Raw genomic sequence first — 15,511 nt, forward strand, 5'->3', positions numbered from 1 at the left:
CATGACATCCAATGACGTGGCGACCATCGAAATCTCCGGCGGCGCACGGACCCTGCATATGGAATGGGACGATCCTGCCATCGCCGTACTCGGTCTGCTCGGACTGTCGAGGGAAGAACTGCTGGCACAGCTGCGCAGCGGTGAACTCGCCCAGCCGCCGCTGGCCCGTCTGCTCAACATCACGCTCGTCGACGCTGAACCGGGCCGCATGACCTTGAGTCTCACCCCGGACGAGAGGCATGTGAATTTCATCGGGGTGATCGGCGGCGGCATCGTCGCCACCGCCCTCGATATCGCCATGTGGGGTGCGGTCCATCTGTCGCTGGAGGACAAATCCATGGTGTCGACCATCACCATGAACACCACCATGGTCCGGCGTATCTCGCCCGACCAGGGGCCGCTGCGCGCGATCGCCCACGCGGTCCACGTCGGCCGCAGCACCGCGGCGGCCGAGGCTCGGCTCGTCGACTCCGCCGACAAGCTCTACGCCACCTCGACCGCAAGCTTCGCGCGCCTGGGCGGGGATCGGTAAGCATTCCGGTGCCGACACCGAAGCCGTGCACCCGCCTACCGTCGTCCACACGACGGAAGGCGGGTGGGCTTCGCATTGCGGGCCACCAACGCACTGCCCGGGCGGATACCTACGTGCGCCGGCGGTGCTGCAGCACACCGGATCATCCGGTGCGGCGACGCCGGTAGTAGGCGAAGGTGACGGCAGCCAGTAGTGGGCCCCACAGCAGGAGCGGGGCGTAGCAGAGGTAGTAGATGGCCGCCTCCCAGCCACCGGCTAGGGAAGGGTAGTCCGCGGGAGTGGGGTCGCCGCGCAGTGTGACGCCGGAGAAGTCGCAGAGGAAGGCGGCGGTCCACATGATCGTCAGCGTCGCGGCGCCGAGAGTAGCGGGGATCACGGCGACCGGTGTCGGGATTCTTCGCCCGTGTAGTCGTGGAATCCACCGCGGGAACCACTCGCCCCAGGTCGCGACCAGTCCGACGGCGGTGAACGCCAACAGTTCCGAAAGGATCGACAAGACGATTACGTACAGCTCACCAGGCATCCAGGACGGGAGATCCCCGCGCTTGCCCGAGGCTTCGTCGTCGAGGAAGGCCACGCCGATCCGCCACAGACTGGCCGGTAGCGCCGTCAACGGAACAGTGAGGGCAGCGATCCTGGCCCACCGCGGAACTCCCGCGACCGGAGTATGAACGGCCCGCCATGCGGTACGGAGCCCTCCGGTGAGCACCGGCGGATCGGCTACAGCAGTCACCTCCGCCACTCCATCACCGCGGTGACTGCACGAATGTGCCGCGTGCGCAACCGGCACTGAGCCAGCCAGGTGTCGAACATAATGGCCTCCATTACGAAAGTGTTGGTCTCGTAATCATAGTTACACACACTTGGCCACTCCGCGCGGTCCGGTTGGCGGACGGTGCGGGTCGGCCACGATCAGCGCCTCTTCAGCGCAGCATTCAGCGGCGCGGTTGGGGGGTCAGTAGTCGGTGCAGGGCGGTGGGGGTGTGGCCCAGGTGCTCGCGGACGGTGCGGGTCAGGTGTGCCTGGTCGGCGAAGCCGAGGCATGCGGCGAGGTCGGCGAGGCTGGTTTCTCCATCGGTGATGTAGTCGAGAGCGTGCCCGACCCGTATCCGGTTCCGGTAGCGGGTCAGCGACACTCCCATGTGCTGTGAGAACACTCGGCTCAGCCGGTACGGCGAGACCTTCAGCAGGACGGCAAGGGAGCGCAGCCCGGCGGACTCGGGTGTCCCGTCGATGATCGCCTCGCGGGCTGCAGTGACCAGCACACGGTCGGCGGGTCGCGGCGGCGGGATCGGCCGTCCGGCGGCGAGGGCGACGAGCCGGACCAGCTCCTCGGTCACCGCGTAGTCGATATCGCCGCCCGCGGCCGCGGTGAGCATGCGGCGGTGTGCGAGCTCGATACGCGCATCGACGTAGACCGCCTGCGGGCTCAGCGCTCCTTCCAGGAGGCCGGGATCGATCGTCACCGCGGTGCAGACGTCGCCGCCTGCGGGGTGGGCGAACCCCTCCTCTTCACTCGGTGCGCCGATGTATCCGACAGTGCGGTCCAGGTCGACGAGTTCGCTGTTGGCCTGTCGCCGAAATCTGCCCCGGCGCACGAGCACGAGCCGATGGTCGTCGCGGACTTCCGGAGCCGAGAAGTGGGTGTGGTCGGAGTGGCAGGTCACGGTGGTCACGGTGAACTCCGGCCGGGTCGCGAGGGTTGTAGCGGACAGCACTCATGGACCGTACGCCGGAGGTATGACACCAACGGCGCGCAAAAATCTTCAAGACGTGTGCGGTGCCTGGCATGAATGCTGAGACGGCAACATCGACTACACCAGGGAGAAAACGAAAAATGACCGTCCACGCGAACCTCGCCGCGATCATCATCGACTGTGCCTCACCGAAGGCTATGGCGGAGTTCTACCGCGAGGTCACCGGCTGGAAGATCACCCATACCGACGACGATTCGGCCTACCTCGGTGAGGGCCCGATCCAGCTCGCGTTCCAGCGGGTCATGGGCTACGAGGGTCCTGGCTGGCCCGATACCGCTAAGCACGCCCACCTCGACTTCACCGTCGCCGATGTACCGACCGAAACCGAGCGGCTGCTCGCGTTGGGCGCGACCGTACCCGACTTCCAGCCGGGGCAGGGTCAGTGGACGGTTCTCGCCGATCCTGAAGGCCATCTGTTCTGCATCGCCGCAGCCTGACAGGGAGGACACCATGGCATCCATTCACAAAGAATTCGTCGTCGACGCCAGCCCTGAACAGGTCTGGGAGGTCTTGGCTGATTTCGGCGCGGTGCACGAGCGTCTGGCCCCTGGCTTCGTCACCGATACGCGCCTCGACGCCGACACCCGCACCGTCACCTTCGCCGAAGGCACTATCGTCGCCGAACGACTCGTCGATCTCGACCCGGAGAGCAGGCGTGTGGCCTACTCGGTCGTCGGTGGGCACCTGCACCCTGCCCATCACCACGCATCGATGCAGGCCCTACCCGCCGAGAACGGCACAACCCGGTTCGTGTGGCACATCGATGTCCTGCCCGATGCTCTCGCCGCACCGATAGCCGAGTTGGTCGAGCAGGGATCGCCCGTCATACGACGGGCACTGCGGCGATGAGATAGCGCGAGCCATCCCGAAGGTAGGCGTTGCTTTCTGAAGTGAGACGGAGTGCTGTCGGACAGCGGGAAACGTCGTGTCAGGACGACCTTGGTCGATGTGGGCGAACTCTTCGAATTACCCGACCGCCGAAGCATGAGCGGCAACGACCCGCCAGCCACGCGAGTCGTCGTGCGCCCAGGCGCGGGTATAGCGCATCCTTGCCGCGAATGGTGATCCATGAACGGTGCCCTCGACGATGCCGAGGAACCAAGTGACCCCGGTCGTCCCTTCCACCAGTACCGTCAGCTGTTCTTCTTCGAGCTTGCTCACGATCTGAGCCCGAGTGCGGTGCAGCTCGAGATCATCGGCCTTGGTGAACGTGTCCGAGCCGAAAGTGAAGATCAACCGGTTATCGAGCAACTCGTCCAGCGCCTGGACATCCCCGGCCAGCTGTGCAGCCTGGAGTCGCCGCTCGGCCTCCCGCAAGTCATTCTCCATGGCACTCACCATGCCAGCTGAGTGCCGGTCCGGCCCTCGCGTTTCGCTCACAGCAGATCGACAGTTTCGCGCGGATTCCGGATCCGACAATCACCACAGCGCCGTCGACCCCCTGCCCCGACGGTCACCGTGAATGCGTCGTTCCCGACCGACCACGGCGCATCTACACGTCACCGCTTCGCGATGTGTACGACAGCGTGCTGGCCGGATGTGCGCCAGTTCGGCTCGATGCTGTCGAGCCCTGTGACGATGGTGGCGTCGATTCCTGCGGCGACATCGGATTTGAGTGTGCGTAGAGCGATGACGGTCGACGGGAAATAGCCTACGAGTGCGTCGAATCGGGTGGTCGGGTGCCAGTGCCGGTCTCCGACGAGGCGGCGGTAGTTGAGGTCGCCTTTCATGATCACAGTGTCGGCTTGGGCGAATTCGGCTCTCAGGTCGGCTGGCATGTCGTGAAACGGTAGGGGAGCGCAGTAGAACTCGGGCGTTCGCAGGATGAGCCTGCCACTGCGGAGGGCCGAGGTGAGGTGCTCGGCCGTCGCGTTCGCTGGTCCGGGTATGCCCCGGAGACGATTGAGGGTGGCGAGCAGGTCGGTGGTTGTGGCGTCGGATACGTAGTAGGGATACGGCTTCAGATGCAGTTGCACGGTGAGTTCGGGATGGAGCTGCAGGAGATGGTCCAGCAGTAGTAGATCGGGGATCAGTTCGCGACCCGCGTTGTCGGCGACCAGGCAGAGTGTTCCGGTCGAGTGGGCGTGAAGGTGTTCGACCGCCGGGGTGGTGTGGTCGGCGATGATGTCAACGGTCGGTGCGTCGGCGGCTGCGGGGTTCGACAGGTGGAAGCCCAGGTCGGCCCGATTGCCCCACAGCGCCTTATGTATCAAGTCGGCGGTGTGCTGCTCCAGCCCAGCGGCCGGTCGATCCGGGAGGCCGGTCAGCTCGTCTTCGAGAGCGGGATCTGCCAGTTCGATGTGCTTCTGGACGAAGGGGTCGATCCCGCACCATGGGCCCGGCGTGAAGTAGCCGATTTCTTCCAGAAGCAGGCGGTAGAAATAGCTTTCCGCCCAAAGGAAAGGCACATCGAGCCACTGTCGTCCGTATACGCCGGCGCCCCAGCGATCCCATTGACTCTTTCCGGCGGCCAGATCCGGCAGCGCCCGAATGCTGCCGGCGATCTGATTTCTCAGCGCGTCGAGCCGGTGTCGGGTCTCGGGCGGGTAGGGGTGAGCGGCGGCGACCTGGCCGATCAACGCGGGGTGACGCTGGGTCAGGACTGTCCACGCGAACGATCCGGGGGCGTTGGACAGGATGGTCTGCGCATCGGTCGTATTGGTGGACATCATTCTCCGAACCGAGGTCGATGGCGAAGGCCATCAGGACAGTGGCCCCGCGGCACCAGCAATCGTGACACAGGGCGTAAGCAATCGTCCGGGCCTCGTCGACTGCGTAGACGCTTGTGCCCCACCCTTGCTCGGATGCGCCTTGGCGCCACAGGTCCGAGGCCGGACCATTCGGAGGCGGTAAGGCACGATTGGCCGTCCGCTTTCGTTGTTCGAGCGATCGGGTCACCGCCGACGCGTATCTGTGCTGGATCCCAGGTCAAGCCAGGGAATCCACACAGACGGCTACGCCGAGCCCATCCTGCGCCGTCGTCGTCGAGAGACGAAGGCGCTGGAAAGAGCCCAGCGAATTCTTCACGGCAGTCGTAGCGGACGCTGACCAGCGGCTTCGCCATATCCGATCGAGCGGGTGCAGGAACTGAGGAAGCGCGGCGGTCCTAGTCGGACGCGCAGATCGTTTCATAGGATGTCGGTGGTCTCCGAGGTGAATCTGCGCAAGGAACTGCCTGCCTCGTCGAGGACCCGCAGCACGAAGGGCTCGGGTTCGATGCAGTCCTGTGGCCCGACCAGACCTCGGGTGGTGATCATGCCGGACAGGATGTCGTCGATCGCGACGGCGGCGGTGTGTGCCGCGAGACTGTGGTTGTGCCCGGCGAACCCGCCGAAGACGACGCGGGTGGCCCGGCCACCGGCCTCGCCCCGGGCGACGACCTGCCATGTCGACTCGGTGCGTGCGGCTTGCCCGGGCAGACATCGGTGACCGCGTGTTTTCCGGATCGCGATCTCAGGGGCGGAATCGAAAGACTGAGCGGCCCATCCGGCGATGAGATCTGTGAGTCCTGGACTGAACCCGATTCCCATCAGCACGGTGACGCCCGCGGCCCGGGCTGCGCGGTCCAATCCCGGCCCGTGAACGAGGCGGTCGGCGCCGTGGCGGCCATCGGCCGCGTCGACGTAATGCGCTCCGGCGGCGATGGTCGCGCCGGCGACGCGAAGTATGTCGGCGTCGCGGGTGGTCAGGGTGTTGAAGGCGAGGTCGGCTCCACGGCACAGTCGGCCGATCTCGCCGGCCGAGTACGGGTCGAGGTCACACGTGCGAGCGCCGATCTCCTCGGCGAGCGTCCGGCACCGTCGCGGGTCGGCATCGGCGATGACGACCTCGTGGTTTGCGGGGCTGCGGCAGATCAGCCGGGCCGCTTCGGCGGCAAACGCGCCGGCCCCGATGACAACGACCTTCATCGCCTGGCTCCTCTTTCCGCGTCCCGATCGAGTTGTCCCGCCGCGTCTTTCTGAAACAAGACATTGAATGTGTACTACGTATACATCGCTGAACAACTGCTATTGACTTGTATTAGTGTATACAACGTATATGCTTGTCCGGTATAAGTCACTAGTCGGAACACGGAGGACCTCGTGAAGGCACCGCTGACACGGACGACCCTGGCCCTGGCCGGCATCGCCATCGCTGATTCGGAAGGGCTCAAGGCGCTGACGATGCGGCGGGTGGCGAGCGTGCTCGACGTGTCGGGCATGGCGGCCTACCGCCACGTCGACGACCGTGACGATCTGCTGGTCGCGATGGTCGATGTGATCACCCGGGAACGCCGCGCGGACCTGGCCGTCGACAGCGGATGGGATGTCGCCCTTCGTGCTGTCGCCCAAGCGGATTGGGACTCGTTCGCGCGCCATCCGTGGTTGATCGAGGTGTGGTCGACACCGCGGCGCCGTGTCGATATGGGGTCCTTCGATCGGCTCGAGCATCTGCTCGACCAGCTGGCAACCGCGGGTGTTCCGAATGAGCTGTGCCTGTCGATCGTGCTCGGCGTTCTCGGAATGACGCTCGGGATGGCGGCCATGGCGATCGAAGACGCCGGCGCGACGTCGGATCCGGATCTGTCGGAGTTCTGGACGGAGTCGGCCAGAGGCATGGGGCCGGAGTTCGCTCGAAGCCACCCACGCTCGACCTGGTTCATGACTCATCTGAACGACAGCGGAGGACACGCGGCATTCGCCGATGCCCTCGACGCGTTCCTGCACGGTGTCGCCGCCCGGCACGGACTACCAGTCACCGCGAAGGCATAGCCGTCGACCGCAATGAGTCGAGAGCGGACAGCGAGTCGCTCCGGCGGCTCGAGTGAGGAATGAACAACTGTGAGTAGAGGATTCGACGACCGCGTCGCGGTGGTCACCGGCGGCGCGTCGGGAATGGGCGCGGCCTGTGCGCGTGCGATGGCGGCCCGCGGCGCGCGGGTGCTCGTCGTCGACGTGAACGGCGAAGGCGCCAGCGCGGTCGCCGAGGAGATCGGCGCGGCGGCGATATCGTTCACCGCCGATCTGGCCGATCCCGCGGCCGCCGAGGCGATGGTGGACACCGCGATGCGGGTCTACGGGCGTCTGGACATCGCGGTGAACGCCGCCGGGGTCAGCCAGAGCCCATTCGCGAAGGTCGCCGACCTCGATCTGGAGGCGTGGCGCCGGGTGATCTCGATCAACCTCGACGGCATGTTCTATGCCCTGCGCGCCGAGATCCCGGCGATGCTCGGCACCGGCGGCGGCTCCATCGTCAATATCGCCTCCACGATGAGTGTGGTGGCCAGCAGCTCAGGAATCGGCGCCTACGCCGCCGCCAAACACGGCGTCCTCGGACTGACCAGGGCAGCGGCGCTCGAGTACGCCGAGCACGGCATCCGGATCAACGCCGTCGGCCCCGGAGTCATCGAGACTCCGATGACCGAGATCTGGGACACGAAGAAGAAGGCCGCGCAGATCGCGCAGCACCCGATCGGCCGGTTCGGCCGGGTCGAAGAAGTCGCGGCGCTGGTCGGCTTCCTCTGCTCGAACGACTCGGCATTCATCACCGGCGCCTACTACCCGATAGACGGCGGATTCACGGCCAAGTAGTGCCGCCGGCGCAGCTACCACGGCGACGCGTCGCCGAACAACGGAGAGGACAACGAGAAATGACCCTGGATATGGGTGCGCCCGGCACCGGAGTTGTAGTCACCGGCGGCGCGTCCGGCATCGGCCGGGCCATCGCGCTGGCGTTGGCGGAAGTGGGCAGACCGGTATCAGTGTGGGACATCGACAGTGATGGTGCCCGAGCGACCGCCGAGGAATGCGCCACCGAGTACGGCGTCACCACGCACAGTGTCGGCATAGACCTGCGTCAGCGCGCTGCGATCCGCACAGCCGCACCGACAGCGGTGGCCGCGCTCGGCACCGTGGGTGGCATCGTGCACGCCGCCGGAATCGTCGGCGCCGATCTCACCGACGCGCTGAGCACCGACACCTGGGACGACGTGCTTGCGGTGAACCTGCGCAGCCAACTCGACCTGATCAAGGAACTCCTGCCGGCCCTGCGTGCCGCTGGTCCCGGCTCGGCGATCGTCGGCATTTCCTCTGTCGAAGGACTCATCGGCAACGGCAACATCACCGCCTACACCGCCTCCAAGCACGGTGTCGTCGGCCTGACGCGCTCCCTGGCGCACAAACTGGGACCCGAAGGCATCCGGATCAACGCCGTGTGCCCTGGATACATCGAAACGCCGATCATCGCCGAGACATTGAAGATCGCCGGCGCCCGCGAACAGATGAGCCACCGCGCCCCGATGCAACGGCTGGGCGAGCCTGCCGAGGTCGCCGCCACCACGCGCTTCCTGCTCAGTACGCAGGCGTCGTTCGTCACGGGCGTCGCCCTTCCGGTCGACGGCGGCTGGACCGCGGCCGGCGGCCACGGCACCCAAGGCCTCTGAGATTCTGGGAGGCGCTGGCCGCTGAGAACGGCTCGTAAGCGGGTCTCGCACAACTGAATCCCAGGGAACCCCGGTCGGATCGACCGGGGATTCTTGGCTTTTCGAGGGGAGGATCTACTGATGCGGTCTGTGGCTCGGGGCCGGAACGGGCAAATCCCGGGATGGCATGCTCGGTTTGCATGGCTCACAGTGAGTCTCGTCACGCCTCGTGGGTGCCCGCGCTGCGTTCGAATGGATGTGCGGCTAGCTTGGACGGGATATCGAGAGCATGTCGGGGGTGCGCAGTTCATCCCTGCCTGATGGAGGGGAACCCTTGCGCGTCCTGCTAGTCGCCAGCGCTTTCAACAGCCTCACTCAGCGCGTTCACACCGAGCTGCGCGACCTTGGGCACAAGGTGGGGGTCGAACTGGCGCTCGGCGATGATCTGCTGCGAGCGCGGGTGGCCCATTTCCACCCCGATCTCATCGTTGCGCCGATGCTCACCACCGCTATCCCGCAAGACATCTGGACCGAACACACCGTCCTGATCGTGCATCCCGGCCCCAAGGGCGATCGCGGACCGTCCTCGCTCGACTGGGCCATCGCGACCGGCGCCCGGGAGTGGGGTGTGACCGTCCTGCAGGCCGTCGAAGAGATGGATGCGGGCCCGATCTGGGCTTCGGTGCCGTTCGCGGTGCCGGACTGCGGTAAGAGCGAGCTATATCGAAACGAGGTGTCCGACGCAGCCGTCGAGGCAGTGCTGCTCGCGGTCGAACGGTTCGCTGACGGTGGATTCGAGCCCGAGCCGCTGGATTACAGCCGCCCGGACGTTCAGGGACAACTGCGCCCCTATCACTCCCAGCGGTACCGCCGGATCGACTGGTCGACCGACAGCACCGCCGAGATTCTGCGCAAACTGCGTGCGGCGGACTCCCAGCCGGGTGTGCTGGACGAGCTGTACGGGCGTGAGTATTTCGTGCACGGCGGCCACGCCGAGGACCAGCTGCGCGGGGCGCCGGGCGAGGTAATCGCCACGCGTCACGGCGCGATCTGCCGGGCCACCGTGGACGGTGCGGTGTGGTTGCCGCAGCTGCGCTCGCGCCGGGTGCCCGGCGGTCCGGCCACGTTCAAACGGCCGGCCGTCGATGCGCTGGGCGCCGACCTGCCCGCGGGCGTTCCCGAGGTGTCGGTGACGCCTGCCGAGGCGGCGGTGCGCGATACCTGGTCCGAGCTGCGCTACCGCGAGGACGGGTCGGTGGGCTATCTCGAGTTCGCCTACAGCGGCGGTGCGATGAGCACCCGGCAGTGCGAGCAGTTGCTTGCCGCCTACCGCCACGCCTGCGCCCGGCCGACGAGTGTGCTCGTGCTCGGACCGGCACGGGACTTCTTCTCCAATGGGATCCACCTCAATGTCATCGAGGCGGCCGAGGATCCGGCACTGGAGTCCTGGCACAACATCAATGCCATGAACGACCTTGTGGAGGCGATCCTGACCACCACGGACAAACTGGTCATCTCGGCGCTGGCCGGTAATGCCGCGGCCGGTGGCGTCATGCTCGCCCTCGCTGCCGACGAGGTGTGGTGCCGGGAATCGGTGGTGCTCAATCCGCATTACCGGCTGATGGGTCTCTACGGCTCGGAATACTGGACGTACTCGCTGCCGCGGCGGGTCGGTGAAACCGAAGCCGGACGACTCACCCGCGAGACGCTGCCGGTCGGCGCGAAGGCCGCCGCGCAGATCGGACTGGTGGACCGGGTGGCGCCCGGCAGTACCGGGGCGTTCCGGGAGTGGGTGCGTCGTGAGGCTGCGGTGCTGGCCGATTCGACCGAGCTGGAGGGCCGCCTGGTGGCCAAGAAGCAGCGCCGCGAAGCGGACGAGGTGGCCAAACCGCTGGCCACCTACCGCGCCGAGGAATTGACCGAAATGCGCCGCAACTTCTACGCCGACGGCGAGCCGTACCACCGGCTGCGAAACGAGTTCGTCTACGGTGCCGTCCCCGCCGCTACACCCACGTATCTGCTCGGGTGAACGGCCCGAGGGAGACATGGCGCAGTAGAGACACCGATTGGCGACGCTCGTCGCATCCGTGGTGAACTTTTCATCTTGAAATCCTCATTTCGGTGGTTCGCACACTCGTGCACCCGATCGCGGATCGGAAATCGACTAGCTACATCGGAGTACACGTGCATCTCGAGCACTTCAGCAGTGGGTGGGTAACCCCTGTCCTGGCCTATCTCATGTCGTTCATCGGATCGGTCCTCGGCCTGCGGTGTGCGGCGCACGCTCGCACGGCGAAGTCACCGGCCGGATGGCTGGTTGCGGCGGCTGTCGCGCTCGGCGGTGCGGGGATCTGGGTCATGCACTTCACGGCGATGCTCGGGTTCGCCATCGACAGCGTCGATATTCGCTACGACGTGCCATTGACGCTGTTCAGCGCCGCCATCGCGGTGGTCGTCGTGCTGATCGGCCTGGCGATCGTCGTGCGTGGTCATCGAGAGGTTGTCGCCCTGCCGCTGGGCGGCGCGATCACCGGATTCGGTGTCGCGGCGATGCACTATCTGGGCATGGCCGCGATGAACACCGGCGCCGAGATGGAGTACGACGCCGGGTTGGTCGCGTTGTCCATCGTGATCGCGGTGGTCGCCGCGACCGCCGCGTTCTGGTTCATGGTGCACGTGCGCGGTTGGGCCAACACCGCCGGTGCCGCGGTGATCATGGGTCTCGCGGTCTGCGGCATGCACTACACGGGCATGATGGCGCTCAGCGCCGACCACGGCAACCACACGGGCACACCCGAGGGTATTGCTCCGGTGGAACTGCTCACCCCGCTGATCACCACCGTCTCCTTGGTCATCGTTGGCCTGGTCGTGCTGGTCGGTGTGGCCGAACTCGAGGTCCGCAGCATCGCCGCCGCCAACAATTTCGAGCCGGAGCAACGCGAGACCACCACGTTGGCCAGTACGGACCCGGCCACCCTGGTCAGCAGTGGCCGGGAATGGCCGCGGCAGATGGTCGACAACTGACCCCACGTGCCGCCGGTCAGGGCAGTGGTTGCGCGTCGCGCTGACCGAGCATGGCCGCCATCACTCCGGACTCCTGGGATTGGCCGTGAATCATCGAGCGGGCGGTTTCCTTGACCGGCCCGGACTCGATGAGCTGATCGGCCGCCTGCGCCATGGCGACACCACCGTCGTGGTGGCGCAACATGAGCTGCAGGAACAGGATTTCGGCTGCTCGGCCGCGTGCGGCGGACAAGGTATCGAGTTCGGCCATGGTCGCCATTCCCGGCATGCTGTGGCCGGTCGGATCGTGCACGGCGGTCGCGGGGCCGCCGTGCTGATGACCGGACTCGACGCCCGCATCACGCATCCACGCCATCGGCTGCGGCGACAGCGGTGACGCGTTGGCAAGGCGCAGCCAGCCCAGCATGGTGCCGATCTCGAGGTTCTGAGTGTCGGCGAGTTGGCGAGCCAGCCGCGACACCGCCGGATCGACCGCGGGATCGAGGCGCTGCACCATCATCAATGCCTGCTGGTGGTGGGCGGTCATGTCCTGGACGAAACCGATCTCGACCGGGTCGAGAACGGGATCGGCGGGCCGGTCGTCAGTGATGACCAGCGGACGCAGTGCGGCGCCGAGCACCACCAGCAGCGCCGCGACCGCCGCGTATCCGGCGAGCCGCATCCCACGCGGCATGTTCACGATCCCACGATCGAGGACTGGTTCTGCGGCGGCGTGTAGACGCCATTGTGCAGCTCCAGCACCATGAAGCCGTTGTCCGAACAAGCCACATACAGCTGATTTCCGCGCCATTCCGGTGGCGAGAAGCACCAGTCGGTGGAGACGTCGCCGAAGGCCAGGCGCCCGGTACGCGGGGTCAGTGCGTCCATCGGATCGAATTCGCCCTCGAGGACCGCGCGCACCGCGTTCGGCGCGCTCATCAACGGGACACCGATGATCGACGCCAGCGCGTGCGGCGAGTTCCACAACTCCAGATTGCGGCCGGTGCGGGCGGGCGGATTGAAGTAGGCGATCTCGCGGATATTGCCCGGATCGCGGACGTCGAAGACCCGGATGCCCGAGGAGATCCATCCGCAGGCGAGCGCAGTGGGGTTCTCCTGCCGGTCGGCGGCGCAGTAGTGCGATTCGTAGGCGAAGGCCGAACCACCCATCGATGACCCGATATTGCTGTCGATGTTCTTCGGCAGGTTGATCTCGAGTTTGAGTTTGGCCGCCACCTTCGGGGCGGTGTCATCGGAGATATCGATCAGCTTGACTCCGCCGGAGCCGCCCTCGTCGACGGTGTACAGGTAGGGCTTGCCGTCATAGCTGACCGGGACGCTGTGCTGGGTGGCCCAGCCATCGGTCCAGAACACCCGGCCGATGTGATGCACCTGCGGATTCGGATCGCGACGCTGGACAGCACTGATATCGAGTACGGTGAATCCGCCGAGCGCGGAGATGTACATGCGGTTGCCGTCGGGGCTGACGCCGAAGCCGTGTGCCTCGATACCCGTGAGGCCCTGCCAGACGACATGTGGATTCGCCGGATCGGTGAGATCGACGGCACTGACGAAACCGGGCGCGATACCCGAGGCCCAGTAGGTGCGGCCGTCGGGGGAGAAGCCGCCCTCGTGGGTCGTGATCGGCAGCGGCATGGCCAGATTCGTGCCCGGCCCCGGGTTCAGCAGCCGCGGATGCGCGCAGTCGGAGATGTCGTACACCGACAGGTAGCCGACGCCGGTCCCCACCGGAACGCCGGTCCCGACCAGCAGTTTGCGCTCCTTGTTGACCTTCAGGCTTTCCCAGGTCCCCGCGAGCATGGCCGGTTCGGTGAGGTTGGCCGTTGGGCGCGGGTTCGCCGGATCGGATACGTCAAGGACCTGTACGCCGCGGCCTTCGCTCAGGATGTTGCCGGGGAAGAACGAGCCCATGTAGGCGCAGTGCTCGAAGCTGGTGGAGGTGATGCCCGCGCCGCGCCCGGCGAACTGTCCGACCATCGACATATTGCAGCGGTAACCCTGGGTGCTGCGTCCGTTGTCACGATCGGCGGCCGGAACATCACCCTGCAGACCGGGTTCGGGCATCGAGCCGGGGCCGCAGTCGGCGCGCGGGACCGACGTACGGCCGACGTCGAGGAATTCGCGGACTCCATTGGCGATATCGGATTGCAGATCGGCCGACGCACCCGCGGGCAGCATCATCGTGGCGATCAGTGCGACAGCGGCCAGGGCGAACGGCCTGGCACGGCGCAGCTTCATCGGACGCCTCATCGCATCCCCCAACTTCCTTCGTGTCCGGTACGCGCCGCCCCGTGAGACTTGTGTCCCAGACACTGGGGTGGGCGTTACTGAACGGAGCTTAATAGGGGTGTGGAAAGTCGGCGGTGTTTTCGCGGAATTGTCGTGCGGCACTGTGGGCTGCACTCGCGTGAACGGCTCTGACCACGCGAAATATCGCGAAACAGGGGTGGATACGGTGTCTATGGGTGTGCTGATCGACTGGATGCTGGTACGTGTGAGCAATCGGTGCAGGTGCGCTCAGCTGTCTGGGCCGTGAATCACTCGAACCGAATCTTCCGGTCTCGCTCGCGCTCAATGCATGGGCGTCGAGGCTGCCGCGAGCAACCCCTCGCATGCCTGCAGCAACTGCGCACGCAACGGCGTTGCGCGCTCGGCGAGCGCGGATTGGGCGCGCGCATACTCGGCCCGCCCGGCCGGGGTTTCGATCGCGACCGGTTCGTAGCCGTAGTCGGTGAGGTCGTAGGGGCTGGCGCGCATATCGAGTTCGCGTGCGGCGCAAGCGAGTTCGAAACACGCCATCAGCAACTCCGAACTGATGAGCGGGACGAGTTTGAAGCCCCACTTGTACAAATCCATATTCGCGTGCAGGCAGCCAGGTTGTTCGCGCAGTGGCTGATCGTCGCGCGTCAGAGCCTGGGCGTTCCGGCCGACGGCATCGGGGGTGAAGAAACGGTAGGCATCGAAATGGGTGCAGCGCAACGACATCGACTCGACGACCGCGTCGGTCCCTGAACGGCCCAGCCGCAACGGGACCGAATGCCGCACCTCGTCGGAGCGGTACACCATCGCCCATTCGTGCAGCCCGAAGCAGGACAACTGGGCAGGCCGGGTCGCAGTCGCCCGCAGCAGCCGCGCCACGAACTCGACCGTGTCGCGGCGCTTGGCCAGAAATGCCGGGTCGGCGGACGCGACGACGCTGCCGTCGGCCACTGTGCGCAGGTGATAGCCACGCGCCCCGTCGTAGCCGGCCGCTTCGGCAAGCCCCACCCCGAAACCCGGATGCCAGCGGCGCAGCTGCGCCGGTTTGTGCCCGTAGTACGTGAACAGGAAGTCGATGACCGGATGCGTCGACCCCGCAGCCCTGCGCCGCAGGTATGGCCCGACCAGTTCATCGATTCGATCCCGATGCGCCCGCGCCCGCGCCCGCCACTCGACTGACGGTAATACCCGCAGGTCGAGGGCGTGCTGGAGGTCGGCGTACGTGGTCACTCGGATATTCTCCCGCACCGGTTCGTTGTCGCCGATTCGCCCGGAGAATGGCGGCGGATGGTCGACGCGAAATTTCGCCGCTCGTCATCGGTGGTGTGCGCCATCTGGTCCGCGACGAGCCCGTTTGGCGGGTTCCGAAGCCGTCTTCCCGGCGGCGCTTCCGGCCCTCGGCATCGCCACGCACGAATGGCATCTGGCATGCGCTTTCGGGCCGCGCAGGTGGACCGTCGCGGAGTCGCGACACTGGCTCTCGAAGCCGCGAGCTCCGGATGGCTCTGCCCCTCGGCGGGCTTCGCCTCGGCGTGTCCT

Annotated in this window: 16 protein-coding genes; 8 read left to right on the forward strand and 8 right to left on the reverse strand. The window is 66.3% G+C overall.

All coding sequences use genetic code 11. The features are described 5' to 3' along the window. Position 1 precedes the first annotated feature (1 nt). Entirely contained in the window at positions 2-532 is a 531-nt protein-coding gene (locus GV792_RS00780) for a PaaI family thioesterase (protein WP_163821644.1), read from the forward strand. Between the two features lie 142 nt (positions 533-674). Here the strand turns inward: GV792_RS00780 and GV792_RS00785 are convergent, their stop codons facing one another. Both GV792_RS00785 and GV792_RS29350 read right to left on the reverse strand, forming a co-directional pair. Continuing rightward, a complete protein-coding gene (locus tag GV792_RS00785; protein ID WP_163821645.1) occupies positions 675-1,265 on the reverse strand; it encodes a hypothetical protein in 591 nt (196 codons plus the stop codon). A gap of 202 nt (positions 1,266-1,467) precedes the next feature. Then, positions 1,468-2,250: a helix-turn-helix transcriptional regulator gene (locus GV792_RS29350; RefSeq protein ID WP_163821646.1), complete on the reverse strand. Its 783-nt coding sequence runs from the start codon at positions 2,248-2,250 to the stop codon at positions 1,468-1,470. Positions 2,251-2,369: 119 nt separating this feature from the next. Here GV792_RS29350 and GV792_RS00795 point away from each other — a divergent pair, with 119 nt between their 5' ends. Both GV792_RS00795 and GV792_RS00800 read left to right on the forward strand, forming a co-directional pair. Beyond that, positions 2,370-2,726: a VOC family protein gene (locus GV792_RS00795; protein ID WP_163821647.1), complete on the forward strand. Its 357-nt coding sequence runs from the start codon at positions 2,370-2,372 to the stop codon at positions 2,724-2,726. Positions 2,727-2,739: 13 nt separating this feature from the next. Continuing rightward, positions 2,740-3,138: an SRPBCC family protein gene (locus GV792_RS00800; RefSeq protein WP_163821648.1), complete on the forward strand. Its 399-nt coding sequence runs from the start codon at positions 2,740-2,742 to the stop codon at positions 3,136-3,138. 117 nt (positions 3,139-3,255) lie between these two features. Here GV792_RS00800 and GV792_RS00805 read toward each other — a convergent pair whose 3' ends face one another. The 3 genes from GV792_RS00805 to GV792_RS00815 all read right to left on the reverse strand — a co-directional run bounded on the left by GV792_RS00805 (position 3,256) and on the right by GV792_RS00815 (position 6,197). Next, positions 3,256-3,618 carry a nuclear transport factor 2 family protein gene (locus tag GV792_RS00805; RefSeq protein ID WP_163821649.1) on the reverse strand — a complete coding sequence of 121 codons (363 nt, stop codon included), beginning with the start codon at positions 3,616-3,618 and terminating at the stop codon, positions 3,256-3,258. 170 nt (positions 3,619-3,788) lie between these two features. Beyond that, on the reverse strand, positions 3,789-4,961 hold the full coding sequence (locus GV792_RS00810) for a damage-control phosphatase ARMT1 family protein (RefSeq protein WP_256673722.1): 1,173 nt from the start codon (positions 4,959-4,961) through the stop codon (positions 3,789-3,791). Between the two features lie 456 nt (positions 4,962-5,417). After that, the gene (locus tag GV792_RS00815) at positions 5,418-6,197 is read right to left on the reverse strand and encodes a saccharopine dehydrogenase NADP-binding domain-containing protein (protein WP_163821650.1); all 780 of its coding nucleotides are present in this window, start codon (positions 6,195-6,197) and stop codon (positions 5,418-5,420) included. A 174-nt stretch (positions 6,198-6,371) separates the two neighbouring features. Here GV792_RS00815 and GV792_RS00820 point away from each other — a divergent pair, with 174 nt between their 5' ends. The 5 genes from GV792_RS00820 to GV792_RS00840 all read left to right on the forward strand — a co-directional run bounded on the left by GV792_RS00820 (position 6,372) and on the right by GV792_RS00840 (position 11,713). Next, positions 6,372-7,040, forward strand: coding sequence for a TetR/AcrR family transcriptional regulator (locus GV792_RS00820; RefSeq protein WP_163821651.1), 669 nt, complete (start codon positions 6,372-6,374; stop codon positions 7,038-7,040). A gap of 69 nt (positions 7,041-7,109) precedes the next feature. Further along, positions 7,110-7,859, forward strand: a complete 750-nt coding sequence (locus GV792_RS00825; protein WP_163821652.1) for an SDR family NAD(P)-dependent oxidoreductase — start codon at positions 7,110-7,112, stop codon at positions 7,857-7,859. A gap of 59 nt (positions 7,860-7,918) precedes the next feature. Further along, positions 7,919-8,710: an SDR family NAD(P)-dependent oxidoreductase gene (locus tag GV792_RS00830; protein ID WP_163821653.1), complete on the forward strand. Its 792-nt coding sequence runs from the start codon at positions 7,919-7,921 to the stop codon at positions 8,708-8,710. 313 nt (positions 8,711-9,023) lie between these two features. After that, on the forward strand, positions 9,024-10,718 hold the full coding sequence (locus tag GV792_RS00835) for a hydrogenase maturation protein (RefSeq protein ID WP_175583848.1): 1,695 nt from the start codon (positions 9,024-9,026) through the stop codon (positions 10,716-10,718). A 155-nt stretch (positions 10,719-10,873) separates the two neighbouring features. Further along, positions 10,874-11,713: an MHYT domain-containing protein gene (locus GV792_RS00840; RefSeq protein ID WP_163821654.1), complete on the forward strand. Its 840-nt coding sequence runs from the start codon at positions 10,874-10,876 to the stop codon at positions 11,711-11,713. Between the two features lie 16 nt (positions 11,714-11,729). On the opposite strand, the gene GV792_RS00845 is transcribed toward GV792_RS00840, so the two are convergent. The 3 genes from GV792_RS00845 to GV792_RS00855 form a co-directional block, all read right to left on the reverse strand. Next, positions 11,730-12,386 carry a DUF305 domain-containing protein gene (locus GV792_RS00845; RefSeq protein ID WP_163822175.1) on the reverse strand — a complete coding sequence of 219 codons (657 nt, stop codon included), beginning with the start codon at positions 12,384-12,386 and terminating at the stop codon, positions 11,730-11,732. Positions 12,387-12,388: 2 nt separating this feature from the next. Further along, complete coding sequence (locus GV792_RS00850; RefSeq protein ID WP_375154445.1) at positions 12,389-13,951, reverse strand: LVIVD repeat-containing protein; 1,563 nt, start codon at positions 13,949-13,951, stop codon at positions 12,389-12,391. 333 nt (positions 13,952-14,284) lie between these two features. Continuing rightward, positions 14,285-15,166: a 3-methyladenine DNA glycosylase gene (locus tag GV792_RS00855; protein WP_163822176.1), complete on the reverse strand. Its 882-nt coding sequence runs from the start codon at positions 15,164-15,166 to the stop codon at positions 14,285-14,287. Positions 15,167-15,511 lie beyond the last annotated feature (345 nt).

The organism is Nocardia cyriacigeorgica, from assembly GCF_010868145.1.
Classification (GTDB): Bacteria; Actinomycetota; Actinomycetes; order Mycobacteriales; family Mycobacteriaceae; genus Nocardia; species Nocardia cyriacigeorgica_D.